The 25,505-nt window shown below is 68.3% G+C and carries 17 protein-coding genes; 3 read left to right on the forward strand and 14 right to left on the reverse strand.

Features of this window, described 5'->3' with window-relative positions:
- Positions 1-119 precede the first annotated feature (119 nt).
- The 9 genes from sucD to CSW60_RS09150 form a co-directional block, all read right to left on the reverse strand.
- Positions 120-1,004, reverse strand: coding sequence for a succinate--CoA ligase subunit alpha (gene sucD / locus CSW60_RS09105; protein ID WP_099536947.1), 885 nt, complete (start codon positions 1,002-1,004; stop codon positions 120-122).
- Complete coding sequence (gene sucC, locus CSW60_RS09110; protein WP_099536948.1) at positions 1,005-2,204, reverse strand: ADP-forming succinate--CoA ligase subunit beta; 1,200 nt, start codon at positions 2,202-2,204, stop codon at positions 1,005-1,007.
- A gap of 240 nt (positions 2,205-2,444) precedes the next feature.
- Positions 2,445-5,807, reverse strand: coding sequence for a glycosyltransferase (locus tag CSW60_RS09115; RefSeq protein WP_099536949.1), 3,363 nt, complete (start codon positions 5,805-5,807; stop codon positions 2,445-2,447).
- Positions 5,808-5,899: 92 nt separating this feature from the next.
- A complete protein-coding gene (locus CSW60_RS09120; RefSeq protein WP_099536950.1) occupies positions 5,900-7,234 on the reverse strand; it encodes an MFS transporter in 1,335 nt (444 codons plus the stop codon).
- Between the two features lie 85 nt (positions 7,235-7,319).
- A complete protein-coding gene (locus CSW60_RS09125) occupies positions 7,320-9,563 on the reverse strand; it encodes a TonB-dependent receptor (RefSeq protein WP_099536951.1) in 2,244 nt (747 codons plus the stop codon).
- Positions 9,564-9,834: 271 nt separating this feature from the next.
- Positions 9,835-10,542 (reverse strand): TetR/AcrR family transcriptional regulator, encoded by a 708-nt coding sequence (locus CSW60_RS09135; protein ID WP_201723000.1) that lies wholly within the window; start codon positions 10,540-10,542, stop codon positions 9,835-9,837.
- Positions 10,543-10,619: 77 nt separating this feature from the next.
- Complete coding sequence (locus CSW60_RS09140; protein WP_099536953.1) at positions 10,620-12,083, reverse strand: carotenoid oxygenase family protein; 1,464 nt, start codon at positions 12,081-12,083, stop codon at positions 10,620-10,622.
- 12 nt (positions 12,084-12,095) lie between these two features.
- Positions 12,096-12,536, reverse strand: a complete 441-nt coding sequence (locus tag CSW60_RS09145; protein WP_099536954.1) for a DUF2141 domain-containing protein — start codon at positions 12,534-12,536, stop codon at positions 12,096-12,098.
- 35 nt (positions 12,537-12,571) lie between these two features.
- Positions 12,572-13,132, reverse strand: a complete 561-nt coding sequence (locus tag CSW60_RS09150) for a DUF2306 domain-containing protein (RefSeq protein ID WP_099536955.1) — start codon at positions 13,130-13,132, stop codon at positions 12,572-12,574.
- Between the two features lie 62 nt (positions 13,133-13,194).
- Between CSW60_RS09150 and CSW60_RS09155 the strand changes: the two genes are divergently transcribed.
- Positions 13,195-14,022, forward strand: coding sequence for a LytTR family DNA-binding domain-containing protein (locus CSW60_RS09155; protein ID WP_201723001.1), 828 nt, complete (start codon positions 13,195-13,197; stop codon positions 14,020-14,022).
- On the opposite strand, the gene CSW60_RS09160 is transcribed toward CSW60_RS09155, so the two are convergent.
- The 4 genes from CSW60_RS09160 to CSW60_RS09175 form a co-directional block, all read right to left on the reverse strand.
- Positions 14,023-16,194 carry a hypothetical protein gene (locus CSW60_RS09160; protein WP_099536957.1) on the reverse strand — a complete coding sequence of 724 codons (2,172 nt, stop codon included), beginning with the start codon at positions 16,192-16,194 and terminating at the stop codon, positions 14,023-14,025.
- 135 nt (positions 16,195-16,329) lie between these two features.
- On the reverse strand, positions 16,330-17,739 hold the full coding sequence (locus tag CSW60_RS09165; RefSeq protein WP_099536958.1) for an efflux transporter outer membrane subunit: 1,410 nt from the start codon (positions 17,737-17,739) through the stop codon (positions 16,330-16,332).
- Positions 17,739-20,915 (reverse strand): efflux RND transporter permease subunit, encoded by a 3,177-nt coding sequence (locus CSW60_RS09170; protein WP_099536959.1) that lies wholly within the window; start codon positions 20,913-20,915, stop codon positions 17,739-17,741. Before CSW60_RS09170 ends, CSW60_RS09165 begins: the two co-directional genes overlap by 1 nt.
- A gap of 185 nt (positions 20,916-21,100) precedes the next feature.
- On the reverse strand, positions 21,101-22,264 hold the full coding sequence (locus CSW60_RS09175; protein ID WP_099536960.1) for an efflux RND transporter periplasmic adaptor subunit: 1,164 nt from the start codon (positions 22,262-22,264) through the stop codon (positions 21,101-21,103).
- 382 nt (positions 22,265-22,646) lie between these two features.
- On the opposite strand from CSW60_RS09175, the gene CSW60_RS09180 reads away from it, so the two are divergent.
- Positions 22,647-23,279: a TetR/AcrR family transcriptional regulator gene (locus tag CSW60_RS09180; RefSeq protein WP_099536961.1), complete on the forward strand. Its 633-nt coding sequence runs from the start codon at positions 22,647-22,649 to the stop codon at positions 23,277-23,279.
- 118 nt (positions 23,280-23,397) lie between these two features.
- On the opposite strand, the gene CSW60_RS09185 is transcribed toward CSW60_RS09180, so the two are convergent.
- Complete coding sequence (locus CSW60_RS09185) at positions 23,398-24,147, reverse strand: LuxR family transcriptional regulator (RefSeq protein WP_099536962.1); 750 nt, start codon at positions 24,145-24,147, stop codon at positions 23,398-23,400.
- Between the two features lie 97 nt (positions 24,148-24,244).
- On the opposite strand from CSW60_RS09185, the gene CSW60_RS09190 reads away from it, so the two are divergent.
- Positions 24,245-25,429: an acyl-CoA dehydrogenase family protein gene (locus CSW60_RS09190; RefSeq protein ID WP_099536963.1), complete on the forward strand. Its 1,185-nt coding sequence runs from the start codon at positions 24,245-24,247 to the stop codon at positions 25,427-25,429.
- Positions 25,430-25,505 lie beyond the last annotated feature (76 nt).

The following is a 25,505-nucleotide window of genomic DNA, read 5'->3' on the forward strand; positions in this document are numbered from 1 at the left end:
ATAGTCTCTCAATCGCCCGGGCGCCCGTCGCTTGGCGGGGCCCAGGTGATTTTTTCGGATCGTCGACTGGCGGTCGCAAAAAACCTGGGCCCCGCCAAGGCGGGGTTTCGGTGTTCTAGTTAGCCCTTGAGCACTTCAAGCAGGGTCTCGCCCAGCTTGGCCGGCGAAGGCGAAACGCGGATGCCCGCGTCTTCCATCGCCGCGATCTTGTCTTCGGCGCCGCCCTTGCCGCCCGAGACGATCGCGCCCGCGTGGCCCATGTGACGGCCAGGAGGAGCCGTACGACCGGCGATGAAGCCGACCATCGGCTTCTTGCGGCCGCGCTTGGCTTCGTCCTTCAGGAACTGCGCCGCTTCTTCCTCGGCCGAGCCGCCGATCTCGCCGATCATGACGATCGACTTCGTGGCTTCGTCGGCCAGGAACATCTCCAGGACGTCGATGAACTCGGTGCCCTTGACGGGGTCGCCGCCGATGCCGACGGCGGTCGTTTGGCCAAGACCCGCGTTCGTGGTCTGGAACACGGCTTCGTAGGTCAGGGTGCCCGAGCGCGACACGACGCCGACCGAGCCCTTCGAGAAGATCGAGCCCGGCATGATGCCGATCTTGCACTCGCCCGGCGTCAGGACGCCGGGGCAGTTCGGGCCGATCAGGCGCGACTTGGAGCCTTGCAGGGCCTTCTTGACCTTGACCATGTCCAGCACCGGGATGCCCTCGGTGATGCAGACGATCAGCGGGATCTCGGCTTCGATGGCTTCCAGGATCGAGTCGGCCGCGAAGGGCGGCGGGACGTAGATCACCGAGGCGTCGGCGCCGGTGGCGTCCTTGGCTTCGGCGACGGTGTCGAACACCGGCAGGCCGATGTGCGTTTGACCGCCCTTACCCGGGGTGACGCCGCCGACCATCTTGGTGCCGTAGGCGATGGCCTGCTCGGAGTGGAACGTGCCTTGAGCGCCGGTGATGCCCTGGCAGATGACCTTGGTGTGAGAACCGATCAGAACCGACATTTAGCGGGCGCCCTTCACAGCGGCGACGATCTTCTCGGCGCCGTCAGACAGATCGTTGGCGGCGATGACGTTCAGGCCGCTTTCCGAGATGATTTTCTTGCCGAGTTCGACGTTGGTGCCTTCCAGACGGACGACCAGCGGAACCTTCAGGCCGACTTCCTTCACGGCGGCGATGACGCCTTCCGCGATGATGTCGCAGCGCATGATGCCGCCGAAGATGTTGACCAGGATGCCCTTCACGGCCGGATCGGCGGTGATGATCTTGAAGGCCGCGGTGACCTTTTCCTTGGAAGCGCCGCCGCCGACATCCAGGAAGTTGGCCGGCTCGGCGCCGTACAGCTTGATGATGTCCATGGTGGCCATGGCCAGGCCCGCGCCGTTGACCATGCAGCCGATTTCGCCGTCGAGGGCGATGTAGGCCAGGTCGTACTTCGAGGCTTCGATTTCCTTGGGGTCTTCTTCGCTCTCGTCGCGCAGCGCCTTGATGTCCGGGTGACGGAACAGGCTGTTGCCGTCGAACGACAGCTTGGCGTCGAGAACGCGCAGGTGATCATCCGCGGTCACGATCAGCGGGTTGATCTCCAGCATGGCCATGTCCTTGGCCATGAACGCCGTATAGAGCTGGGTCAGCAGCGAGGCGGCTTCCTTGGCCAGACCGCCGGTCAGGCCGAGAGCCTTGGCCAGGGCGCGCTGGTGGGTCGGCCACACGCCCGTCGCCGGGTCGATGGTGAAGGTGTGGATCTTCTCGGGCGTCGAGTGGGCGACGTCCTCGATGTCCATGCCGCCTTCGGTCGAGGCGACGACCGAGACCTTGCTCGAGGCGCGGTCAACGAGAAGCGACAGGTAGAATTCCTTGGCGATCGCCGCGCCTTCTTCGATGTAGAGGCGGTTGACCTGCTTGCCCTTGGGGCCCGTCTGGTGGGTCACCAGCACGCGGCCGAGCATCTCCTCGGCGTTCGTGCGGACCTCTTCGACCGACTTGACGACGCGCACGCCGCCCTTGGCGTCGGGGCCGAGGCCCTCGAACTTGCCCTTGCCGCGGCCGCCGGCGTGGATCTGGCTCTTCACGACGAAGACCGGCCCGCCCAGCTTTTCGGCGGCGGCGGCGGCTTCATCGGGCGTGAAGGCGGCGAAGCCGCGCGGCACGGGGGCGCCGAACTCGGCGAGTACGGCTTTGGCTTGATGTTCGTGGATGTTCATGAGGGCCCGGTCTCGACGACGGCTTTCTGAAATGTGGCGGGGTTATAGGAGCGCTATTTCGCAGGCGCAACCGCGTGTGGACGATAAGGTGAAGGCTTGCGCGCTTATCTTCCCCAATGAGAGGTCCTCACGCATCCCCTGCCCCGGCCAGGCAAGAGAAAGCCTTGACGTTGCGGAATTGTTACCGGTCACACTCTTTTCGCGCGATGACAACGTTTTCCATTCGCCGGGCGCATGGGATCATGCGTCCGCTCCCACGGAAGCGGTCGCCCGCCGCTCGAGCTTGCCCCAGCCGACGCGACCGCCGCGGATGGCCATGACCACCGACTTGACCACCACATAGTACATCAGCTGGCGATAGCCGAAGCGCTGGACGGGCAGGAACGGCAGGTCGGCCCACGGCGCGCGCTTCTCCAGCGCCATGCCCAGGGCGCCGGCCGAAAGGTCGACGGCGATGAAGATGGCCCAGTAGACCAGGCCCAGCAGCATGTCGTCGGGCCGCCACTCCACCGGGTGAGCCAGGGCGCCGTAGAGGCCGCTGATCAGGCTCCAGACCACCGCCAGATCGACCAGAGGCGCGGCCACGGCCAGGATGATCTGGAACAGCCAGATCTGCGGCAGGGCGACGAAGCCCAGGACCGGCGCCTTGCGGCTGAACATGGCCCGGCGGTGCTTCCACACGCACTGCAGCGTGCCGAACGACCAGCGGAAACGCTGCTTGAGCAGGCCGCCGACCGTGTCCGGAGCCTCGGTATAGGCGCGAGCCTCGGGGTCGAAGGCGACCTTCCAACCGGCGCGCTGGCAGGCGATGGTCAGGTCCTGGTCCTCGGCCAGGGTGTCGGCCGGATAGCCGCCCAGGGCGTCGAGCACGCTCTTGCGCCAGGCGCCGACCGCGCCCGGCACCACCGTCACCGCGCCCAGGGCCGACAGGGCGCGGCGCTCCAGGTTCTGGGCGGTCACATATTCCAGCGCCTGCCAGCGGGTGACGATGTTGACGCGGTTGCCGACGATGGCGTTGCCGGCCACCGCGCCGATGTCCGGATCCTGGAACCAGCGCGCCAGGCGGCCGATCGTCTCGCGCGGGAACAGGGTGTCGGCGTCCAGCGCCACGACATATTCGCCCTTGGCCACCGCCAGGCCGCGATTGACCGCCCGCGCCTTGCCGCCGTTCTCGAAGGACAGCAGCGTCACGCGCGGATCATTGGCGAAGTGCTTGCGCACCTCGTCGGCCGTGCCGTCCTTGGAGCCGTCGTCGAGGACCAGGACCTCCAGATTCTTCCAGTCCGACTCCAGGATCCGCGCCACCGAGGCGGCGATCACCTTCTCTTCGTTGAAGCAAGGGATCAGGACGCTGACCAGCGGGCCGGTCTCGGGATCGAGGTCGGCCGGCTCCTCGTGCGTCCAGAAGCGGTGGACCAGGGCCAGGCTCGCCAGGAACACCAGCCGCGCCACCCCCAGGAAGATCGCCAGGATGAACAGGGCGCCCATGCCGGTCTGGGTCCAGCGGAAAAAATCGAAGCCCAGGCTATCGATCGCCAGGTCCAGAGCCGTGCGCGAGGTTGGCGGCATCGCCTGCTCGGGCGTCATGCCGGCCAGTTCGCCGATCGTGACCAGCTTGTAGCCGCGCGCCCGGATCGCGTCGATCAGGCCCGGCAGCGCGGCGACGGTGCGGCTGCGGTCGCCGCCAGCGTCGTGGAGCAGCACCACCTGGCCCGGTCGGTTGCCGGGATTGTCCAGGCGGTCGAGCGTCTTGTCGATGATCTCCTGCGGCGCGGGCTTCTTCCAGTCGTCCGGGTCGATCCGCAGGCCGACGGTGGTGTAGCCCAGGGTCTGGGCGATAACCAGCGGAGCGACCTCGTGCGGGGTCGAGGGCTCGGCGTCGCCGAAGAACGGCGGCCGGAACAGGCGCATCTGGCGGCCCGTGAGCACCTCGAATAGGCGCTGGGTGGCGTTCAACTCGACCTGCACCTGCGGCAGCGGGGTCTCGCCGATATTGGGGTGAGTCCAGGTGTGGCCGCCGACATTGTGCCCCTCGGCAACCTCGCGCTGCACGATGTCGGGCCGGCGCTGCATGTTCTGGCCGATCACGAAAAAGGTCGCCGGCGCGTTCTTGGCCTTGAGGATGTCGAGGATCTTCGGCGTCCAGCGCCCGTCGGGGCCGTCGTCGAAGGTCAGGGCGACCATGCCCTTGCGCTGGCCGTAACGCTCGATGACGTAGGAGCTGGGGATGATGTCGTAGGTCTCGTTCGAGATCAGGCCGGTGGCGGGATCGACCTGCAGGCTGCGCTTGCCGGGCGTCGGCAAGGCCGCCACGCGCAGCACCTCGCCGCCGCCGTCGAAGTCCACGCCCTGGCCATTCGCCAGGGTCATCAGGCCAGTCGTGGAGGTCTGGCCATAGGGCTTGCCCAGCAGCGACCAGACGCCCGGATCCTCCATGCCCATGCGCCAGAGGGCGTAGCCGCGCGGCTTCCACGGGTCGGTGACCTTGACCTCGTTGAACAGGGTGACGGCGTCCATGAACCAGACGACGTGGTTGTCGCCGTTGTCGTCGGTGTACTCATAGGTCGGGTTCAGCACGTCCGGGTCCATGCGGATCGCCGCGCCGGCGTCCTGGGCGTTGCGCATGGCCTCGTGGAAGGTGGCGGGCGCGCCGGACGAGCGGCTGCCGTCCTTGTTCAGCGTCCAGTCGTAGCCGTAGGCGGCCAGGGCCAGCACGGTGCGAGTCGGATCCAGGCTGGCGAAACGCTTGGCCAGCTCGTGCTGATACCAGTCCTGACCGGCGTTGGGCCCCGGATCGCCGCCGGCGTAGTGCTGGTCATAGGCCATCAGCACCAGGGTGTCGGAGGCCTGCTCCAGGCGCTTGAGCGGCCAGCCCTGCTCGTCGAACGGCGCGGTGACCCAGACTTCCCGGCCCACGGGATCGAAGGCGGCGCGGGCTTCGGCCAGGAACTTGGGATAGGCGGCCAGGCCCTTGTCCGACAGCGCCTCGAAGTCGAAGACATAGCCGCCATAGCCGCGCTGGGCGGCGAGGTCCTTGAGGTTGGCGATCAGCCTGGCTCGCGCCTTGGGAGCGGTCAGCAGGGCGTCGGCCAGCGGGCCGTTGAACGCGGCGTTGGCGGAGTTGTGCACCAGCGGCAGCACGGCCGGGTGGTTGGGGGCGTTGGCGATCCGCGCCGCGCCTTCCGGATCGTCGGTCACGACGATGTCGCCGTCCGAGCCCTTGATCGCGACCCACTGCGGCGAGACGACGTCCAGCTTGTCGATGTTGCGGCGCAGGGACTCGCGGCTGTCCTGATCCCAGTCGACATAGAAGCCGACCGACAGCGGCCGGGCGGCCGCGCCATTCGGCGTGGCCTTGGGACGGGGAACCCGCTTCCAGGATGTCACCGGCTTGGTCTTGCGCGGCGTCTCCTGGTGCAGGGCGGTCAGGGCGTGCGGGTCCTTGAGCGGCGCGTCCGGCAGGCGCGGCGCGAAGGCCAGGGTCGCCACGAAGCCCGCCACCAGGGCGGCGATCAGCGAGATGACGATCCCGAGGACAAGCTTCGCCCGCCGCTCACGCTTGCCCGTGGGGTCGTGAAAGATGTGGCGGTCTTCGGGGATCATTCAGGTCGCTCGCGATTTGTCGCGGCTTTGATACCTGAAATTGTCCGAAGCGTGGCGGTTGCGATACCGCGACCTTCCGCCGCCCTCCCCTTCTAGTCGACCCAGTCGCGTTCCAGGCGGCGCGAGGCCAGGAAGAAGAGCAGCGCGGCCAGCAGATAGAAGCTCATGCCGGTGTAGATGGCCCAGCGCAGGGACTCCGCGCCGAACACCGGCTTGAGCACGTCCGAGACCTTGCCGAAATAGTAGAGCCCGACGGCGATGCCCAGGAGGTTGTTGATCAGCAGGAACAGGGCCGAGGCCGTCGTGCGCATCGGCGCGGGCGCCAGGTGCTGGACGGCGGCGGTGATGGGGCCCAGCCACGTCAGGTTCAGGCCCGTCGGGATCAGGAAGATCACGAACGCCACGGCCAGGGCCGCTTGCGGGCCAAGACCGCCGACCAGCGCGCCGCTGTTCATCGCCAGCAGGAAGCAGGGCACCGAGATCAGGAACGCCACGGCCGGCGTCAGCGGATAGCCCCCCTTGGACTTTGCGCCCAGCTTGTCGCCCATGGCCCCGCCCAGCCAGATGCCGACGACGCCGCCCAGGAAGGCGATGCCCGAATAGTACCAGGCGGTCTGCGCCAGGGTCAGGCCGAGGCTTCGCATGAAGAACGACGGCAGCCAGGCCGCGACGCCGTACCCGCAGACCGACGACGAGGCCGCGCCCAGCGAGAGAAGCCAGAAGCTGGGCTTGGCCGCCAACAGGCGCACGACCTGGCCCAGCGGCGCGGCCGGCGCGGGAGCCGGCGGCGCCTCGCCGGGCGCGCGGTCCGCCCCGCCGCGCGGCGGATCTCGCACGACCAGGCGGAACACCGGCGCCAGCAGCACGCCCAGCAGGCCGACGGCGATGAACGCGGTCCGCCAGCCGTAGTGAACCGCCAGCAGGCCGCCGACCAGGGTGCCCGCCGCCGTGCCCAGCGGAATGCCGAACGCATAGGCCGCCAGCGCCCGCGCGCGCTGCGCCTTGGGAAAATAGTCCGAGATCAGCGAATAGGCCGGCGCCACGCCGCCCGCCTCGCCGATGCCCACGCCCATGCGGGCGAGGAACAGGTGGCCGAAGCTGCCGACGACGCCACACAGGGCGGTGAACCCGCTCCACAGGGTCAGGGCCGCGGTCATGATCCAGACGCGGCTGAAGCGGTCGGCCAGCCAGGCGATCGGAATGGCCAGGGTCGTGTAGAGCAGCGCGAAGGCCAGGCCGCCCATCAGGCCGAACTGGGCGTCGGTCAGGCCAAACTCGTCCTTGATCGGCTTGGCCAGGATGCCGAGGATCTGCCGGTCCAGGAAATTGAAGGTGTAGGCCAGCACAAGCATGGCCAGGACGACATAGCGATATCCGGACGCCTGCTTCGGGGCCGTCTCCAGCGCCTCGTTCCCGTTCCCGCTCATCGACTGCCCCACCTTACGCCACGGTTACATAAAAAACGGGCGGGACTTGTTGCAGCAAGCCCCGCCCCAGCTTTCGCCTAGAGGATTAGAACGCCACCTCGATCGAGCCGGCGATGGTGCGCGGCGGGCCGTAGAAGCCGATCACCGAGTTGTTGTAGGTGGCCCCGGCGAAGTTGTAGCCGCCCGTGCGATAGCGCTCGTCGGTCAGGTTCTTGCCGGTCAGGGCCAGCTTGTACTTGCCGCCCGGGGCGGTCCAGATCGCGGTCAGGTCGACCAGGGTGAAGGCCTTCTGGTCCAGGGCCGGCAGGGGCTGCTCGAACTGCTGGTACTTGTCGCGGTAGCTGACCATCGGGGTGATGGCGATGTCGCCGCCCGCCAGCTCGCCGCGCCAGGTCAGGCTGACATTGCCGGTCCACTGCGGGGTGTTCTGGAAGCCGTAGAGGTCGGCGACGTTGATCACCTGGCCGGTCGCCAGGGTCTGCGACGGGTTCAGCGGGTTGGGCGCGCCGGCCGGCACGAAGCGGCTGAAGGTGTCGTACTTGGCGTGGATGTAGCCGAGGGCGACATTGGCCGAGAGGCTCCGGCTCAGCTTGGCGTTCGCCTCGAACTCGGCGCCGTACAGCGTCGAGGCGCCGGCGTTGTCGACCGAGCTGGCGATGCCCGAGGGCACCACGACCTGGGTCGTGACCTGCTGGTCGGTGTACTTCGACAGGAAGATCGCCGACGAGAACGACACCCGGCGCTCCAGGGCGTAGCCCTTCAGGCCGGCCTCGTAGGTCTTGACGATCTCGGGCTTGTAGCCATTGACGGTCTGCGGGGTGATGAAGGCGTCGCCGCGCATATCCCAGCCGCCCGACTTGTAGCCCTTGGAGAACGAGGCGTAGGTCGTCAGGTCGTCGTTCAGCTCGTACGAGACCGACAGGCGCGGGGTGAACTGCTCGAAGGTCTTGTCGGCGCTGTAGTTGGTGCGCGTCTGCAGGATCGCGCGCGGCGTCCCGCCCTGGTAGGGCGAGCGCGTGGCGCCGAGATAGAAGAAGCGGAACACGTTGGCGCGCTTGGCGTCGCGGGTGGCGCGGGCGCCCATCGAGACCTTCAGGCGGTCGGTCAGGTTGGCGCTGAAGTCGAAGAAGGCCGCGAAGCTCTGGGTGCTGACCTTGCCGCCGTCGGCGATCGAGACGCCGAGGTTGCCGGCGATGGTGTCGAACTCGCCCGAGGCCTGGCTGTTCATGTAGTAGAGGCCAAAGACGCCCTGGACGTTGTCGTCCGCATAGACCGCCTGCAGCTCTTGCGAGAACGACCGGTCGTCATAGGTGGCCGGAACGTCCAGCGTCGGCAGCGGCGTGCCGTCGAAGTCGATCAGGGTGTCGGTATGGCCGCGACGGTTGGCGGTGATCGACTTCAGCGTGACCTTGTCGGTGACGTCCCATTGGCCGGTCAGCGACACGCCCTTGGTCAGGACGTGGTTCTTGTCGCCCAGGCCGGCCTGGGTGTCATAGACGTCCAGCACCTGATAGCCGCCCGTCAGCGAGGGCAGCTCGCGGTGGCCGTGGCGCGGGTTGGAATTGTCCTCGACCCGGTCATAGGCCAGGCGGAAGAACAGGTTCTCGGTCGGCTTGTACTCGGCGCTCAGGCGATAGGCGTGGACGTCCTTGTCGTACTGGTCGGCGCCGGTGGTCAGGTTCTTGCCGTAGCCGTCGCGCTTGTAGAGGGCGTAGGCGGCGCCGACCGACAGGCCGGTGTCGGCGATCGGGGTCTGGGCCGTGACCAGCACGTCGGTCTGGCTGAAGCTGCCGTAGGTCGCCTTGATCTTGGCGCCGGCCTCGTCGCCCAGGCGCTTGGTCACGTACTTGATCGCGCCGCCGATGGTGTTGCGGCCGTACAGCGTGCCTTGCGGACCGCGCAGCACTTCGATGCGCTCGATGTCGAAGATGTCCAGCACCGCGCCTTGCGGGCGGTAGATGTAGACGTCGTCGACATAGAGGCCGACGCCGGGCTCGTAGCCCCACAGCGGATCCTGCTGGCCGACGCCGCGGATGTAGCTGATCAGGGTCGAGTTCGAGCCGCGGGCGGTCTGGACCGTGATGTTCGGCGTCGTCTGCTGCAGGACGGTGATGTCGGTTCCGCCGGCGCGCTCCAGCTTGTCGGCCGAGAAGGCCGAGACGGCGACCGGCACGTCCTTGAGATTCTCTTCGCGCCGGCGGGCGGTCACAACCACCTCTTCGACGCCAACGCTGTCGCTGGCGGCCGGAGCCTGTTGCGCCCAAGCCGAGCCCGCCACGCCGCTCCACGCCGCGCCGGCCAGCAACGCGGCCTTCCACATCGAATTCATGGGTTTCCCCTCCCTGGTTTCCGCCCGTCCCGACCGGTCCGTCTTCGCGGACGCGCGCTCGGGGTTCGCCAATTCATCGAACAGCGAATTGCGGACACCATCACCCGAACCGGCGCCGCGCGCCAGCCCTTTTTCATCAGGTGATGAAAATGATGCTCCCCCGCGACGCGGGGGAGCTGTCGCGGAGCGACTGAGGGGGCAAGCTGGACGTTTGCCGCATTAGCCCCCTCCGGCCCTCTGGGCCACCTCCCCCGCATCGCGGGGGAGGATATTAAGCGCCCGCTTTGGCGATCACCGCCTCGAAGCCGGCGGCGCAGTACGCGAACAGTCGGGCTCGCACGGCCTCAAGGTCGCTGGAGTGGCACTCGCCTTCGGACAGCGAGTCGATCCGTCCGGTCTCGGACAAAGCCAGCATCATCGAGCCGGTCAGGAACTGGTAGCACCAGTAGAGGTCGCGATACTCGGCCTGGGGCCGGACGGTCTTCAGCGTCTCGACCAGCCGGTGGACCACCGGATCGAAGAAGCGGGTCATGGTCTCGCCGCCCCAGGCCGGGGTGTTGTTCACCTGGGCGACGAGGGCGAAGTAGCTCTTCCAGCCGGGCCCGCCGTCCTGCGAGATGCGCAGCAGCGGGTCGATGAAGGCCTCGATCACCCCCTCGACCGTCATGGCGCCGCCATGGTCCCGCAGATACGCGTCCATCGAGGCTTCGCGGGCTTGGTTCAGGATCTCGGCCCGGCGCAGGAACACCGCGTCGAACAGCTCGCGCTTGGCCCCGAAATAGTAGTGGATCAGGGCCGTATCGACGCCCGCCTCCGCCGCCACCTGACGGGTGGTGACGCCGTAGAAGCCGTGGCGCGCGAACAGACCCTCGGCCGCGTCGAGGATCGTCTCCTTCAGGTCCAGGCCCTTGGCCTTGGACGGACGGCCCCGCCCGCCGGGGCGGGCCCCAGAGCGAGACGGCGTCTTGGCTGCGGTCATGAGGAAGGGCCCGCCTTGGTTGCGCTGCGTCCCCGGATAGGCGCAACCCGGCGGGCCTGGCAAGGACCAGCGTTCTCTCAGGCCTGCACAAAGACCCCGTGGAAGGTCACCGGCAGGGCGACGGGCGCGCGCCACGCGGCGATCGGCCCCTTGTCGACGTGGCGGGCGTCGAAGACGTGCAGCTCGGTCGCCTTGGCGTCCAGGTTCAACGTCGTCCCCACGATCCAGCCGTCCAGCTCCTGGCTGGAGCCAGGCCGCGGGACGAAGACCATCTCCTCGACCATGTGGCGCGGACCGAAGCCGTAGATCTGCTCGCGATCGCGCTTCCAGTCGCGGACCGCCACGCCCTGGAACAGCGGCCGGTCGGGCTGCTCGTTGGTGACGTGGACGGAGTACTGGCGGACCTCGCCGGCGAAGCGCGGATCGCCGCGCGGGAACTCGGCGGAGGTCGCCTCCCTGGTCAGCGCGCCGCGACCGTCGGCGCCCAGCGTGATCAGGGCTCGGCGCGGCGGGGCGCCCGGGATGTGCTTGCCTTGCAGGAACACGCCCGCGTTCTGGGCGGTCCCGAACGGGTTCTCGTCGACGCACGCGTCGAAGCGGATGGTCCCGTCGCGCTCTTCCCAGGCGTCGCCCAGGTGGAAGAAGAAGAACGGCGGCAGCTCGAACACGCGGCGCTTGGACAGGTCGTCCTTGTCGATGACCAGCACCTGGGTTCCCAGCTCCGGCTTCCAGACCATGGCGGTCGAGATCGGCATCCGGAAGCAGTCGACCACCCAGGGCTGCAGCACGATGACGAGGTGGCGAGACGTCGCCGTGAAGTCGTGCATGTAGCTGGCGCGCGGCAGCTCGATCATCTCGGCCTTCTGCAGGGCGCCGTCGGGGGCGAGCTTCCAGACGATGGCGTGACGGCCCGACAGGCCGAGGTTCCAGGTCGTCCCGTCCGGCTGGACGCGCGGGTGAGCCAGGAACGGCATGCCCTTGAGGTCTGGACGCAGGGTCTTGAAGCCGCGCGTCTCCAGGCTGACCGGATCGAGCGCCGTGGGCGAGCCGCCCTCCCACAGGGCCCAGAGCTCGCCGCCGGCCATGATCACCGAGGTGTTGGCGGCGTTGGCGTCGTCGGGGCCGGTCAGGCGGGCGCCAGGTCCTGGCGCCGTGCCGTAGCCCGGCGTGATCACGGCGTTGGCGGCCGTGTCGTTGCGGCGCTTGACCGTGTCGACGAAGCGGGCGGTCATCCTCGCCTCGCCATCGGCGATCTGGAACTTGCGGACCATGCCGTCGCCGTCGAACCAGTGGCCGACCGAGCCGCCCGGCCGGCGGAACTTGGCCGGCCCGTTGCGGAACAGCGTCCCCTTCAGCTCGGCCGGCGCGCGGCCGTGAAGGCGGCTCATGCCGGTCGGCGCGACGTCGCTCTCGACGTCGGCCAGGCCCAGGGCCCAGTCGCCGGCCGAGGCGTTGGCGGCGCCGGCCCACACCGTCTCGGGGGTCAGCAGGGCGGCCCCGCCCATCAGGGCCGCGCCGCGCAGGATGTCGCGTCGGTTCATGGTCCCCTCCCCCTACTTCAGGTGCAGCGCTTGGACGTTGGCGCCGGCCTTCACCTCGAAGGCGGCGTCGTCGAAGCTCGGCGGGCCCATGGCGCCCATGGCGTCCCGCGAGAAGCCGTAGGGCTCGGTCGGCAGGCCGAAGGGGTTCTTGCTCATCTTGCCGTCGCCATCCACGTCCTGGAACACGCGGACGGCGTAGGTCCCGGTCGGGAGGGCCGGGATCCTGGCGCTCGGCTCGGCGTCCGAGGCGTTGGCGACGGCGACCCGCACGGCCTTGCCGGCGGCCCAGCCCTGAGCGCTGTCATAGACGGCGATCATCACCTTGCCGGACTTCGTCGCCAGGCCGGGAAAGCTCAGGGTCAGGTCGCCAAGCGCCTCCTGAGCGCGGGCGGCGGGGGCGACGGCCAAGGCGGCGAAGGCGAGGCCGGCGAGCAGGGTCTTGGAGAGGGTCATGGCGAACTCCTTTTCGATGTGTTGGGAAGGCGGTCTCAGCCCAGGAACAGGGCCCAGAGCAGGCGACCGGGAATGAAGGCGAACAAGCCGGCCAGCAGCAGGCCGCCGACGAACATGCCGGTCATGGCCTTGCGATGGGTCGCGACCTTGCCGCGCTTGATGGCGTAGACCGCGCCGGGCAGGCCGACGATCGTCCAGCCCGACAGCAGGTGGATGAAGCTGAAGTGGCCGTGGTTCAGCTGACGGATGAACAGCGAGCTGACGGCGGTGACGCCCATGGCGATCACCCATGTCCAGCCCAGCGTCTTGTGCAGGCTCGTCCCCTTCACCCGCATCATCAGGGCGATCCCGACCAGCAGGGCGGTCACGGCGGCGGTCAGGTGGATCTGGATCGCCAGCGGCTGGGCCGCCAGCAGCGACAGGTTCGGCGCATGCGGGTGGACGCCGCGCTCGACCAGGAAAGCGCCCATGCCGGTGAACATCTTGGGCCCGGCGACGACCACGATCAGGATCGCCAGCACCACGCCCAGGATCGCATTCCTCAGGGCGTCGTCGCCCAGAACCCGGCGACCGATTGACTTGGCGTTCGCATCCATCTTCCTTCACTCCCGGTTCGAGCGGGGCGACCGATCGCCTCGCCGTCGACGTCGGTGTTGGAATGGGCGGCCTCGTGTCTCAATCGTCTTTGCGTCAATCGCCGCCCTCGTTTCGTGAGCGGCTGGGCGACGCCATTCACGCTTCGCGAATGGCGCTGTTCGGACCGGAGGCGATGCGCGGCTATCTGGTGTCGGGCGGAGCCGGCGTGTTTCTGGCGCTGATCGGCGCCATGGGTTCGTATCACGTGCCGATGGCGACGCGCCTGGCCTACTGGGTCGGCCTTTGTCTCGCGGGAGCCGTGGTCGGCACAGGGGTCACCCAGCTGATCGGCCGCGAAGGCCGCGCCGACAATCACCCCTGGCTCTATGGCGTCATGACGGTGGTGCTGATCACCTTGCCGTTCACCGGCGTGGTCTGGTTCGTCAGCGAGATGCTGTTCGCGCGCGGTCTGCGGCTAGACGCCCTGCCGCGCTACCTGCTGCCCGTGCTGATCATGACGGTGGCGATGACCGCCCTGAACTTTCTGGTCCAGCGCCGGCCGGTCGAGACCCACGCGGCGCCGAAGGGAGCCCCCGCCCCGCGCTTCCTCGACCGGCTGCCGCCCAAGCTGCGCGGCGCCGAGCTCCACGCCGTGGAGGCCGAGGATCACTATCTGCGCCTGCACACCTCGCGCGGCCAGGACCTGATCCTGATGCGCCTGTCGGACGCCATCGCCGAGCTGGAGGGCATCGAAGGCGCCCAGACCCACCGCTCGTGGTGGGTGGCCAAAGGCGCGGTCGAGGACGCCCGGCGCGGCGACGGCCGAGCGGTCCTCTCCCTGAAGGGCGGCGTCGAAGCGCCCGTCAGCCGCGCCTACGCCAAGGCGCTGCGCGAGGCGGGCTGGTTCTGATCAGCCGTAGTGAATGTCGGCGCTCGCCGCGCCCGTCCCGACAGTGAGGCCCGTCACCCCAACCAGGCGGATCAGGCCGTCGCCGGCGTTGACCGCCACCGTCGCGTCCTGGTGGTAGATGTAGGTGTCGCCGGCATACTCGAAGACCGCCGTGGCGTTGGCCGCGACCTGGCCCGAGACGTTGATCAGCGCCTGCTCCAGCGTCGTGGCCGAGCCCGCGCTCAGCCCCGTGACCACCGCCGGAATCTCGACGCCGAGATTGACGTGATCGACGCCCTTGGCGAAGTCGGTGATGGTGGAATAGGTCGCGACCTTGCCGTCCTGGATGGAGAGGTTCGAGAAGCGCGGCGCGGCGAAACCGTCCTGATACAGCTTGAAGACGTCCGCGCCGGCGCCCAGGGTGTAGGTGGAGACCGACTGCCCCCGCAGATCGGCGGCGACGCTGTCGTTGTAGCTGGACAGCACGACCGTGACCGCCCGGCTGTCCGGGGCGTCCGCGCCGATCCCCGTGATGTCGATCCCGCCAGAGCCCGAGGCGTCCAGATTGTAGGTCGTGTAGTCCGCGCCGCTGACATTGCTGACAAAGCCGGCGGTCAGACGACCCACGCCCGTGACGATGACCGCGCCGACGCCGCCGGTGGCGGTCTGGGAGTTGATGGTCCCCAGCACGCTGTCGCTCTGGACGTGCAGGGTCAGCGCTCCGTCATTGCCGGTGACGTAGAGGTTGCTCTTGGTCGCGCCGTTGCTGGTGACGCCGCTCAGATAGGCGTGCACGCCCTTGACGCCGACCTGGGTCGACGACATGCCGCTGATCACCAGGTCGGTGTGATAGCTGGCCGACAGCGTCGCGCCGCTGACCCCGTCCATCTTCAGCGCCACGCCATCGGCGATCTGGGTAATCCTCACCGAGTCGGCGGACTTCAAGGTAATGTCCTGCAGGCCCGTGTATCCGCCGACATCGAGCGGCACGAGCGTGGTGACGCCGGTCGCCGGCAGGGTGAAGGACAGCTTGAAATTGTTCAGCGCCAGGTGCTCGACATTGGTGACCTTGGTCTTGTCGAACGTGTCGGTGTCGGCCCCCATGACCAAGGTGTCGTCACCGGCGCCGCCGTCGATGATCGCGCCGTTGATCACCTTGCTGATGGTGATCAGGTCGTTGCCGGCGCCGCCGCTGATCTTGCCGTTAGGCGCGCCGCCCAGCACCTCGACCGCGGCGTTCAGCTGGCCGGCGCTGATGGTGTCGTTGCCATCGCCGCCGTCGACATAGCCGCCGACCGCGCCCGAGAAGGTGATCACGTCATGACCGCCAACGGTCAGGATCGACTGCGAGGCGTTGCTGTCGGTCCCGGTCACCGTGTCGTTGTCGCCTGTGGAGCGCAGGCTCGGCGTCGCCGCGTCAGGCGCGACGCTCTGGCTGGAGGTCACCGTGATCGTCGCGCCGGTCCCGAAGGTCGTCTGCTGGCCGTAGACGCCGAGCAGGTCGACATTGAACGAGGCCTGACCGTCGGCCGCGAGATCCGCCAGGAAGGCGTCATTGGCCTTGGCGTAGACCCCAAGATCGGCCTTGGCCGCCTCGTTCAGCAGCCAGCCGACCATGGCCGCCTTGGTTCCTTGCCCGTTCAAGCCATCGCCGCCGAACGAGGCGAAGTACTCGCCGCGCGTATAGGTCCCGCCCTGCCCGTTAGGCACCTGGTCGTTCAGGATGGCGTCGATCTTGCCGGCCGCCGGCGCGAAGCCGAAGATTTCCGTATAGGCCTTGGTCGCCGCGGCGGTCAGATCGAGCGCGCCATAGGCGGCCTGGAACTTGGCCGCCCCCTCGCCCGTCTTGCCCAGATTGACCGAGAAATTGATGTAGCGGTTCTCGGCGCTGAACGACGTATAGTAGGCCGAGTTGAGGTTGTTGGCGTTGCCGCCCGTCGGCGACACCAGATAGTCGAGACCGGCCATCTTGGGCGTCACGCCCGTGAAGAAGGCGTAGGACAGGTTCGCGACCGAGGTCGAGGCGATCGCCATCTTGCCGATTTCGGCGCGCGCCGCGGTCAGGGTCATCGTCGCGGCGTCGACCTGGTCCGCGAGGGTCTGCAGCTTGGCCAGATCGGCCGTGGATATGCTCGCGTATTTAATCCGAGCGACATCGGCATAGGCCGACCCTAGGACTTGAAGCGTGGCCATAACTCAACCTCCGGCATGTGCTGGGCAAAGGGGTATGGTATTTGCTGTACACACGCAAGCGTAGCTGTGAAAAAAAAGAAACCCGGCCGCGAGAGGCCGGGTTTCGACAACGTGCGTAAAGGCGATGCGTTCTGATCAGCTTGTCCAGCCGCCGCCCAGCGCCTTGTAGATCGCCACGACGTCGGTGTTGACGCCGGTCTCGGCGACGGTCAGCGCGTCCTCGGCGGCCAGCAGGGTGCGTTCGGCGTCCAGCAGCACGAGGAAGTCGATGCCGCCCTCGCGGTACTGGATGCGGGCCAGCTCGGCCGCGCGACGCGAGGCGGCGGCCTGGTCGGCCAGGCTATTCAGCTGGGCCTGCTGCTGGCGGTAGGCGACCAGGGCGTTTTCCAGGTCCTCGAGGGCCAGGAGCACCGCCTTGTCATAGGCCGCGAGCGCCGCGTCGTCGCGAGCTCTCGCGGCGCGGAGGCGGGCATGAGCGCTGCCGAGATCGAGCGCCGGCCAACTGACCGTCGGCGCGACCGACCAGGCCTGGCTGGCGCTGTTGCCGAAGCCCGTCGAGGTCCCCGACAGGAAGCCGACAAAGCCGGTCACCGAGACGCGCGGGAACAGGTCGGCCGTAGCGACGCCGACCTGCGCGGTCGAGGCCGCCAGACGCCGCTCGGCCGCCTGGACGTCGGGACGACGCCGCAGGAACTGACCCGCCTCGCCGATCGGCAGGGCCGCGACCAGCGGCGGGGTGTCGTCCTGGCGCGGGGCCAGCAGGGCGTCCAGCGCGCCCGGCCGCTGCCCAGTCAAGACCGCCAGCCGATAGTTGGCGCGGGTCGCGGCGGTGATCAGTCCCGGGATCGCCGACTCGGTGGCGTTGAGGCGCGCCTGGGCCGAAGCGACGTCGATCGGGCTGCCCGCCCCGGCGTCGAACCGCACCTTGGTCAGGCGCAGGGTCTCGCGCTGGGTCTCGAGGTTGCGCTGGGCGACCTTCAGGCGGGCCTGGGCGCCGCGCAGTTCGAGATAGTTCCGGGCCACCTCTGCGGCGACCGTCACCTGGGCGTCGCGCAGGTCGGCCTGGGCCGCGCCAGCTTCCGCCCCCGCCGCCTCGACGCCGCGCCGGACGCGACCGAACAGGTCGATCTCCCAGCGCGCGTCGAAGCCGGCCTGGTAGGTCTGGCTCTCGACGCGGTCGGTGGTGAGACCGGGTTGCTGCTGCTTGCTCTTCGTATAGGTCCCGTCCGCCGTGACGTGGGGCAGCACGTCAAGCTTCTGCTCGGTGAAGAGAGCGCGAGCCTCGGCGACGCGGGCCAGGGCGATCTTCAGGTCGAGATTGGCGGAGAGGGCCTGGCCGACCAGCTGGTCCAGCACCGGGTCGCCGAACGCCTTCCACCACTGCGCCTCGGGATTGGCGGCGGTGAAGACGGCCGGGTCGGCGTTCTGGAAGGCCGCCGGCGGGGTCGCCGGCGCCTTGTAGTTCGGCCCCACCGCGCAGGCGGCGGCGGTGGTCGCGACGCCGGCGATCAGCACGGCGCGCAGGGTTTGCTTGAAGACAGACATCAGTGCGCCTCCACGGGCGAGGTCGGAGCCGTCTTCGCCACGGCCTTGCGGGCCGTGAAGCGACGGATGACGTAGTAGAAGATCGGCGTCAGGATCAGGCCGAAGACGGTCACGCCCAGCATCCCCGAGAACACCGCCACGCCCATGGCGCGGCGCATCTCGGCCCCGGCCCCGTGCGACACCACCAGGGGGTAGACCCCCATGATGAAGGCGATCGAGGTCATCAGGATCGGGCGCAGGCGCAGGCGGCAGGCCTCCAGGACCGCCTGGAGCGGGCTGTCGCCGTGCTCCTCGCGCTCCTTGGCGAACTCCACGATCAGGATGGCGTTCTTGCAGGCCAGCCCCACCAGCACGATCAGGCCGATCTGGGTGAAGATGTTGTTGTCGCCCTTGCTGATCCAGACGCCGGCCAGGGCCGACAGCAGGGTCATCGGCACGATCAGGATGACGACCAGCGGCAGGCTCCAGCTTTCGTACTGGGCGACCAGAACCAGGAAGGCCAGCAGCACGCAGAGCGGGAAGATGAAGACCGCCGTGTTGCCCGCCAGGATCTGCTGGTAGGTCAGCTCGGTCCACTCATAGCCCATGCCGTTGGGCAGCTCCTTCTTGGCGAGGTCTTCCAGCGCCTTCTGGGCCTGGCCGGTCGAGTAGCCGGGCGCGGGGCCGCCGTTGATCTCGGCGGTCAGCATGCCGTTGTAGTGGCTCTCGCGGTCGGGACCGGTGGCCTCGTGGAAGCTGACAAAGGCGCCCAGCGGGATCATCTGGCCTTGGCCGTTGCGGGTCTGCAGGCGCAGCATCTGCTCGGGCTGCAGGCGGAAGCGCTGGTCGGCCTGCACGTTGACCTCGTAGGTCCGCCCGAAGCGGTTGAAGTCGTTCACGTACAGCGAGCCCAGATAGACCTGCATCGTCTCGAAGAGGTCGGTCAGGGACACGCCCTGGGCCCGGGCCTTCTCGCGATCGATGTCGGCCTGGATCTTTGGAACGCTGACCTGGTAGGTCGAGAAGACCCCCGCCAGGGCCGGGTCCTTGCGCGCCTTGTCGATCAGGTTCTGGGTAGCCTTGTTCAGCTCGTCCGGACCCAGGCCCGCCTTGTCGACGATCTGCATCCGGAAGCCGCCGATCGTGCCCAGGCCTTGCACCGAGGGCGGGGGGAAGACGGCGATCTGGGCGTCGGGGATCGCGCCGAACTTCTGGTTCAGAGCGGCCACGATCGCGCCCGCCTGCTTGTCGCGGTCACGACGATCCTTGAAGTCGTCCAGCGGGTAGAACACCGCGCCGGAGTTGGGGCTGTTGATGAAGCCGTTCACCGACAGGCCGGGGAAGGCCACCGAATGCTTCACGCCGGGCACGGACTTGGCGATTTCGCCCATCTGGCGGATCACCGCCTCGGTGCGGTCCAACGAGGCGGCGTCGGGCAGCTGCACGACGGCGACCACATAGGCCTTGTCCTGCTGCGGCACGAAGCCGGTCGGGGTCTTGGCGAAGGCGAAGATCGTCAGGGCCAGCAGCACGCCATAGACCACCAGGCCCGCCGTCGAGCGGCCCAGGGTCTTGGCGACGCCGCCGACATAGCCGTTCGAGGCCTTGGCGAAGAAGCGGTTGAACGGGTTGAACAGCCAGCCCAGGGCCGCGTCGATCAGCTTCTGGAAGCGGTCCTTGGGCGCGTCATGCGACTTCAGGAGCACCGCGGCCAGGGCCGGCGACAGGGTCAGGGAGTTGATCGCCGAGATCACCGTCGAGATGGCGATGGTCAGGGCGAACTGGCGGTAGAACTGGCCCGACAGGCCGCTGATGAAGGCGGTCGGAATGAACACCGCGCACAGCACAAGCGCCGTGGAGATGATCGGTCCGGTCACCTCGCCCATCGCCTTGCGGGTGGCGTCGGCCGGAGCAAGCCCCAGGGTGATGTTCCGCTCGACGTTCTCGACCACGACGATGGCGTCGTCGACGACGATGCCGATGGCGAGCACCAGGCCGAACAGCGTCAAGGCGTTGAGGCCGAAGCCCAGCATCAGCATCACGGCGAAGGTGCCGATCAAGGACACGGGCACGGCGATCAGCGGGATCACCGAGGCGCGCCAGCCCTGCAGGAAGATCACCACCACGATGACGACCAGGATGATCGCCTCGATCAGGGTGTGAACCACCGAGTCGATGCTCTCCTGCACGAAGGCCGTGGTGTCGTAGATGATCTCGTAGTCGACGCCTTCGGGGAACTCCTTCTTGAGCTCCTTCATGGTCTTCTTGACCTCGGCCGCCATCTGCAGGGCGTTGGAGCCGGGACGCTGGAAGATCGGCATGGCGACGGCCGACTTGTTATCGAGCAAGCTGCGCAGGGCGTAGTTATTGGCGCCCAGCTCCACGCGGGCGACGTCGCCCAGGCGGGTGATCTGGCCGTCCTCGCCCGAGCGGATGATGACGTTCCGGAATTGCTCCTCGTCGGTCAGGCGGCCAGGCGCGTTGATCGACAGCTGGAAGTCGGCGCCGGAGCCGGCGTTGGGCGGCGCGCCCAGCTGGCCGGCGGCCACCTGGACGTTCTGCTCGCGCAGAGCCCGCACGACGTCGCCGGCGGTCATCGACAGGGCGGCCAGCTTCTCGGGATCCAGCCAGACGCGCATCGAGTACGCGCCCGCGCCGAAGATCTGCACGTCGCCGACGCCGTCGATGCGCTTCAGCCGGTCGCGCACGTTCAGCTGCGCGTAGTTGCTGAGGTACAGCATGTCGTAGCGGTTGTTCGGCGAGATCATATGCACGACCAGGGTCAGGTCGGGCGAGGCCTTGTCGGTCGTCACGCCGATCCGCTGCACCTCCTGCGGTAGCTTCGGCAGGGCCTGGGCGACGCGGTTCTGGACCTGCACCTGGGCCTTGTCGAGGTCGGTGCCGAGCGCGAAGGTGACGGTCAGGACCATGGCCCCGTCGGCGGCCGACTGGGACGACTGGTAGATCATCCCCTCGACGCCGTTGATCGCCTGCTCCAGAGGCGCGGCGACGGTCTGGCCGATGACGGACGGGTTGGCGCCCGGATAGGCCGCGCGCACGACCACGGTCGGCGGCACCACTTCCGGATACTCGCTGATCGGCAGCTGAGGCAGCGACACCAGGCCGGCGATGAAGATGATGATGGACAGCACCGCCGCGAAGCGGGGCCTGTTCACGAAGAACTTGGAAAAGGACATGCGGGTCGTCCTGGGGAGGAGGCGTTCCGGGGAGGAAGCGTGTTTTGTCACTCCCCTCCCCCTGGATGGGGGAGGGGCAGGGGTGGGGGTGATTGCAGAGGGTGATGGCGAACGCGGCGCAGGGTCCAAGCGCCGAGGTCACCCCCATCCCCGCCCTTCCCCCATCGAGGGGGAAGGGAGAGATCTCAGTTCTGGCGGACCGGGCTTTCGATCTGGGCCAGCTGGTCCAGGTCGGCCTTCTCGGTCTTGACCGGCACCGGCGCGACGGTGTCGCCGGGCTTGACCTTCTGCAGGCCGCCGACGATCACCCGGTCGCCGGGCTTCAGGCCCGAGCGGATGATGCGCAGGTTCCCGGCCAGCGGACCGATCTCGACCGGGCGGTACTCGGCCTTGTTGGCCTTGTCGACCACCACGACGAAGCGCTTGCCGAGGTCCGTGGCGACGGCGCGATCGGGCGCCAGGGCGACGGTCTGGGTCTCGGCGCTGACCAGGCGAATGCGGGCGAACAGGCCCGGCGTGAAGCGGCCGTCGGCGTTGGCGAAGATCGCCCGGCCGGCGATGGTGCCGCTCTTGGCGTCCAGGGCGTTGTCGATGAAGGCCAGCTTGCCGACGTGCGGATAGCCGTCCTCGGTCATCAGGCCCATATAGACCGGCCCGCCCTTGCCGCGCTCGGCCGAGGCGTACTTCAGGAAGGTCTGCTCGTCGGCGTTGAACTCGGCATAGATCGGGGTGTCGGACACCACGGTCGTCAGCAGGCTCGACTGGGTGACGAGGTTGCCGCGCGTGATGATGGCCTTGGAGACCCGGCCGTCGATCGGCGAGGTCACGCGGGTCCATTCCAGGTTCAGCCGAGCGGTCTGCAGGGCGGCCTGGGCGGCGGCGAGGTTGGCCTGGGCCGCGCGCTCTTCCGAGGCCAGACGATCGAATTCGCTCTGGGCCAGGGCGTTCTGCTCGATCAGGCGACGGCCGCGCTCGCGATTGACCACCGCCAGATCCAGCTGGGCCTTGGCGCGCGCCACCTCGGCGGCGGCGCGGTCGGCCTCGGCCTTGTAGGGGCGCGGGTCGATCTGGAACAGCACCTGGCCCTTGTGGACGCGGGCGCCCTCGGCGAACTGGGCGCCGTCGATATAGCCGGAGACGCGCGGACGGATCTCGACGGTGTCGATCGGCTCCAAGCGGCCGGTGAAGTCGTCCCACTGGCGCAGGGACTTGAAGGCGACGTCGGTGACGGTGACCTGGGCGGGCGGCGGCGCCGCGGCGGCGTCCTGCTTGGCCTGGGCCGAGCAGGCGGCCAGCACGGCCACGGCCGCGAGGCCGGCGAAGGACGTGATGACGGGTTGGAGACGCATGGGGGAGGAACCTGTCGGGGGAGGAAACGGAGGACGGCGGCTATTCGAGGACGGGCGAGCGCGGGACGCGGCGCGTGGACTGGCCAAGAGCGCGGACCGTGGTCCAGTCGTGGGCGGCCTCGGTCTTGGACTTGAAGAAGCCCATGAAACCCTTTGCCTTTGCCGTTGAGGGCACGGCGCGGGGCGCGGTGACGTAAACGTTTGTTTGCGGGGGCATTGGCGCGCGCTCCTTAGGGGTTTAAGGGATCAAATGTCGCAGGGACGGTTACTTGACCCGGGCGACCGGAATGACGATTTAGGATGTGACGAGACCGTTCGGTATCATCGCTCCAGGCGAGAGATACTGACCGGTAACTCGCACGTCAAGGAGAGGTCCGCCAAAATGGCGCCAAGAAATTCTGGGGACGGGGTTATGGGCGATAAGGAAGCGGCCGTTTGTACGCCCGCGTCCAAGCGTCCGGCGCGTGACCGGATCTTCGAAACCGCCCGTGAGCTGTTCTATCAGCACGGCATCCGCGCCGTCGGCGTCGAGACGATCGCCGCCGAGGCCGACGCCACCAAGATGACGCTCTATCGGAACTTCCCGTCCAAGGACGAGCTGGTGGCCGAGGTCCTGCGCGAGCAGGAGCGCGAATACTGGGCGTGGTGGGAAAGCGTCACCGCCGTCTGCTGCACCGATCCTCGCGCCCAGCTCGAGGCGATCTTCGACGCCTTCGAGACCAAGGCCTGCAACAAGGACGTTCACGGCTGCCCGCTGTCCAACGCCGCCATCGAGCTGCACGAGGAAGGCCACCCGGCCCAGGTCGTCTCGGTCAACTACAAGAAGGAGCTGCACCGGCGGCTCACCGACCTGGCGCGCCGCGCCGGGGCCAAGGACGACGATCTGGCCGACGCCCTGATGCTGCTGATGGAGGGCTCCTACACCGCCCGGGTCACCCTGGGGGCGGACGGTCCTTCCCGCGCCGTGGCCCGCTCGGCCCGGGCGCTGATCCGCTACCACCTGGACGGCTGCTGAGCCGCTAGAGCCCTTTCCGATCTGATTGAATCAATCAGATCGGATAAAAAGGGCTCTAATTCAAAAGTTTAGAGCATTTTTCGATCCGATAACCGTTTCACACTTATCGGAAAATGCTCTAGACGGCCCCCCCGCCGATATAGCCCAGGCCCGTCGCCCGATGGATCGCCTGGGCGCGGCCGGCGACCCGCAGCTTCAGGGCCGCGTTCTGGACATGGAAGCGGACCGTGGGTCCCGAGATGCCGACGATCTGGGCGATGTCGGCGTCCGTCTTGCCGGCGGCCGCCCACTTCAGACACTGGATTTCGCGCTTGGTCAGCCGCACGGGCGGCGCGTCGTCGTCGAAACCGTCGCGATAGGCCGAAACCAACCGCAGGGCCGCGCCGTGCAGCTCGTCGGCGCGGGCGGCGTAGAGCGCCGGCAGCCCCTCCACCGATTTCGCCTCGGCCCAGACCACCGCCCCGATCACCCCGCCGGTCAGATAGGCGGGCGCGATGATGGCCGACCGGACGCCAAACGACTCCGCCGCCTCGGCGACCGCGATGGTCTCCAGCCGGGGCAAGGGGCGCCAGCTCGCGAAGCGGCCCTGATGGTAGAAGAAGGGCTCGGCCGTGTAGCGGGCGGCCAGGATGAACGGCGCCCGTAGGGCGAAGGCGCGGTCGCGCCAATAGCGCAGCGCGCTGTCCAGCCACTCGAACGTCGTCTCGGCGAGCGGCTTGCCGTCGGCGCCCAGCATCGGTTCGGGACTGGAAATGTCGGCGCTGGCGGCGACATAGGGCAGGCCGATCTCGCGGCCCAGCGCGGCCACGCGTTCGGCCAGGGCCGTGACCCGCGCCAGACGCGCCTTGTCGTCCGTCCCGTTGGCCATTGAGCTCGCCCGCTCTCCCTATCGGTTCCGATAGCTTGCGCGCCCCCGTCGCCCCTTCGCAAGTTTCCCCGACGACGCCGAACAAGGGAGCGCGCGCGTGGATCTGGAACTGTCTGAGGCCGACCTGGCCTTTCGCGACGCGGTGCGCGCCTTCCTCGACGCCAAGCTGACGCCCGCGCTTCGCCAGGCCGGCAGGCGCATGACCAGCGTCTTCTGCGACAAGGCCCGCAGCCTGGCCTGGCAGAAGATCCTGCATGAACGGGGATGGGCCGCGCCGACCTGGCCCGTCGAATACGGCGGACCGGGCTGGAGCGAGATCCAGCGCCATGTCTTCTTCGCCGAGTGCGCCCGCGCGGGCGCGCCGAACCTGGCGCCGATGGGGCTGCGGATGGTCGCGCCCGCGATCATGGGCTTCGGAACGGCCGAGCAGAAGGCCCGCTACCTGCCGCGCATCCTGTCGGGCGAGGACTATTGGTGCCAGGGCTATTCCGAGCCGGGTTCGGGCTCGGACCTGGCCTCGCTGCAGATGCGCGCGATCGCCGACGGCGACGACTATGTGCTGAACGGCTCGAAGATCTGGACCACCCACGCCCATTGGGCGACCCACATGTTCTGCCTGGTCCGCACCTCGACGGAGGGCAAGCCGCAGGCGGGCATCACCTTCCTGCTGATCGAGATGGACCGGCCGGGGATCCGCGTCGACCCGATCGTCACCCTGGCTGGCGAACACGAGGTCAACCAGGTGTTCTTCGACGACGTCCGCACGCCCAAGGCCGACCGCCTGGGCGAGGAAAACCAGGGCTGGACGGTCGCCAAGCACCTGCTGGAGTTCGAGCGAGGCGGCGGCTACGCGGCGGGCCTCCACGCCGGGCTTGAACGCCTGCGGGACATGGCGCGCGCCGAGAACATCCTCGACGATCCTCATCATCGGCGTCGCCTGGCGGCGGCCGAGATCAACGCCCTCGCCATCGACATCACCGAGCGACGGGTGCTCAGCGCCCTGGCGACGGGCGGAAAGCCAGGCCCCGCCTCGTCGATCCTCAAGGTTCAGGGCTCCGAGCAGATGCAGCGCCTGGACGAACTCGGCGTCGACGCGCTGGGGCCCTACGTCGCCCCGCACCAGCCCAGGGCGCGGGAGGCCGGCTCGAACGAGTCTCCAATCGGCCCCGAGCACGGCCTGACGACCATGGCGCGATATCTCAACAACCGCGCGGCCTCGATCTATGGCGGCTCCAAGGAGATCCAGCGCGACATCATCGCCAGGCTGGTCCTGGGGTTGTGACGGCGCCCCTATCATTTCCGATAGCTTGTTACGCGAGCAGCCCAACCCCAGGCTGCCTCCAGAGCGCGCGCCCAAT

The organism is Caulobacter sp. X, from assembly GCF_002742635.1.
Lineage (GTDB): Bacteria > Pseudomonadota > Alphaproteobacteria > Caulobacterales > Caulobacteraceae > Caulobacter.